Source organism: Frankia sp. EI5c (assembly GCF_001636565.1).
Lineage (GTDB): Bacteria > Actinomycetota > Actinomycetes > Frankiales > Frankiaceae > Parafrankia.
This window is the reverse complement of record NZ_LRTK01000145.1, coordinates 1-3,002: the sequence shown is the minus strand read 5'-3', so window position 1 is coordinate 3,002 and position 3,002 is coordinate 1. Positions and strand designations below refer to the sequence as shown.

Genomic DNA, 3,002 nt, shown 5'->3' with positions numbered 1-3,002 from the left:
GGTACGAGCAGCGGGTCCGCTCGGGTGAGCGCGGTGTCGAGCAGTGCCAGGCCCAGCGGCGCCGGCAGCGGGAGCAGCCCCGCGCGCCGGATGCGGGTGTGGTCGGTGGCCGTGAGCTCGGCGGTGATGGTGCTGGTGTCCTCCCAGAGTCCCCAGGCGAGGCTGGTGGCGGGGAGTCCGGTGGCTCGGCGGTGGTGGGCGAGGGCGTCGAGGTAGGTGTTGGCGGCGGCGTAGTTGGCCTGGCCGGGGGTGCCGACGGTGCCGGCGAGGGAGGAGTAGAGGACGAAGGCGGTGAGGGGTTGGTCGAGGGTGGCCTGGTGCAGGTTCCAGCTGGTGTCGATCTTTGCTTTGAGGACGGTGTCGAGCTGGTCCGGGGTGAGGGCGGCCAGGGTGGCGTCGTGCAGGATGCCGGCGGTGTGGATGACGGCGGTGAGTGGTCGGTGGCTCGGGATGGTCTCGATGAGGGCCCGGGCGGCGGCGGGGTCGGTCAGGTCGGCAGCGGTGATCTGGACGTCGGCGCCGAGTGCGGTGAGTTCGGCGGCGAGGTTGTCGGCGCCGGGGGCGGCCGGGCCGCGGCGGCTGGCCAGGAGCAGGTGGCGGATGCCGTGGTGGGTGACGAGGTGGCGGGCGGCCAGGGCGCCGAGGGTGCCGGTGCCGCCGGTGACGAGCACCGTCCCCGGCGGATCCGCCGGCAGGTCCGGCAGGTCCGGCAGGTCGGCCGGGTCGGCCGGGAGCGTCCCGGCGCTGACGGGTACCCGGGCCAGCCTCGGCACGAGCACGGCGCCGCGACGGACCGCGAGCGCGGGCTCGTCGGCGACCAGCGCCCAGCGCACGGCGGCGGCGACGGCCGGCGGTGAGGCGTCCTCGCCGTCGACGTCCACCAGCAGGAACCGGCCGGGGTACTCCGCCTGCGCCGAGCGGACCAGCCCCCACAGTGCGGCGTGGGTGAGATCGACGCCCCCGGCGGGCGCAGCGCCGGCCGGTGGGTCTGCCGGTACGTCCGCCGGAGTGCCGGTCGAGGCGTCCGCCGGGCCGTCGGTGGCGACCGCGCCGCGGGTGAGCAGGACGAGCCGCGCGGAGGCGAGACGCTCGTCGCCCAGCCAGGCGGTGAGCAGGTCCAGCGCCCGGGCGGCTGCCTGCCGCGCGTCCGCCGGGCCGGGCTCGGCCGGCTGGCCGGTGAACGCGGTCAGCACCACCTCGGGTGCCTGCCCGGCGGCGCCGAGCGCGGGCAGGTCGGCATACCGGACGACCTCGGCGCCGGCGGCGCTCACCGCCGCGGCGAGGCCGCCCGGACCGTCCTCGAACGGGGACTCGGGCGACCCGACCCAGCCCCAGCGCGCGGTGGCGGTGCCCGGCGCGGTACTGGTCGCCGCGGCCGTGACCGGTTCCCAACGCACCTGGTAGAGGTCCTCGTGATGGCGGTGCGCGGCGCCGCCGGCCTGCTCGGGGCGCAGTGGGCGCAGCCGCAGCCCCGCCACCGCGGCGACGGGCACACCGGCGCCGTCGTACAGGCGGAGCCCGACCGTGATCGTTCCCCCGTCGGCGCCCGCCACGGCCCCGTCGGCGGCCGGCCGCGGTGTCACCCGGACGCGCAGGACGTCCGGCGCCGCCCCGGCCGCCCTGGCCGCACCGGCCGCCGCGTCCGCGGTGAGGAGTCGCACGCCTTCCCAGGAGAACGGCAGGTAGACGCTCGCGGTGTCGGCATCGCCACCGGTGCCGGTGCCGGGCAGCAGGCTGATCGCGTGCAGCGCCGCGTCGAGCAGCGCCGGGTGCAGGACGTGTCCGTTCGTACCCGTGGCAGTGGCGTCCCCGGGGTACCCCGCCGAAGCGCCCGCGTCGGCGGCCACCTCGGCGACGATGTCCTCGCCGTCCCGCCAGGCGGCCCGCAGGCCCTGGAAGGCCGGCCCGTACTCGTACCCGGCCCCGGCCAGCCGGTCATAGTGACCGCTGACGTCGATCGCCTCGGCGCCGGCCGGCGGCCACGGCGTACCCGCCAGGCTCTCGCCGTCCGTGCTGTCCGTGCTGCCAGTGCCGCCAGTGCTGCCAGTGCCGCCAGCGCCGTCCGCCGGTGCGGCGGTGTCCACGATGCCGGTGGCGTGCCGGACCCAGCCCGGGTCCTCGCCGGGCTCCGCCCCGTCCGCCGCGGTGTGGACGGTCAGCGGGCGGCGCCCGGCCTCGTCCGGTCCGCCCAGGGTCAGCTGGATCGTCCGGGTTCCCGGATGGGGGATGGTCACCGGTGCCGCGAGGGTCAGCTCCGCCACGGCGGAGGCACCCGCGTGCGCCGCGGCATGCAACGCGAGGTCGACGAGCGCGGCGCCGGGCAGCAGGATCGTGCCGGCGATCGCGTGATCGGCCAGCCACGGCGTCTCGTCGACGGACAGGCGCCCGGTGAAGACGCTGGTGCCGGTCTCCGCGACGTCCACCGCCGCCGCCAGCAGCGGGTGCGCGCCGGGGAGGAGCCCGAGGCCGGTGGCGTCTGTGTCCGCGGCCGGCGGCCCGATCCAGAAGCGCCGCCGCTGGAACGGGTAGGTCGGCAGGTCGACCGGCCGGCCGACCAGCCCGTCCGGTGGCGGCGTGAGCGCCCGCCAGTCGACCGGATGGCCCTCGACGTGGATCTCGGCGAGTGCGGTGAGCAGGGCGAGCCGCTCGCCGCGGCCCCGGCGCAGCGCCGCGGACACCCGGCAGCGGCGCTCGGCCCCGTCGAGGATCTCCTCGGTGAGGGTCGCGAGCGTGGCGTCGGGCCCGATTTCGAGGTAGGTGGTGGTGCCGAGGGTGTGGAGGGTCTGGATGCTCTGGTGGAAGCGGACGGTGCCGCGGAGGTGGCGGGTCCAGTAGTGGGGGGTGGTGATGTCGGTGGGGTTGGCGGTGGTGCCGGTGAGGTTGGAGATGATCGGGATGGTGGGGGGCGTGTAGGTGATGGTGGTGGCGATGGCGGTGAAGTCGTCGAGGAGTGGGTCGGTGTGGGGGGAGTGGAAGGCGCCGGAGACGGTGAGTCGGCGGGT

At 76.8% G+C, this 3,002-nt stretch carries 1 protein-coding gene; it reads right to left on the bottom strand.

Annotated features, from left to right (window positions below):
- A partial coding sequence (locus tag UG55_RS26655; RefSeq protein WP_128423214.1) for an SDR family NAD(P)-dependent oxidoreductase occupies positions 1-3,002 on the bottom strand: 3,002 nt, incomplete at both ends.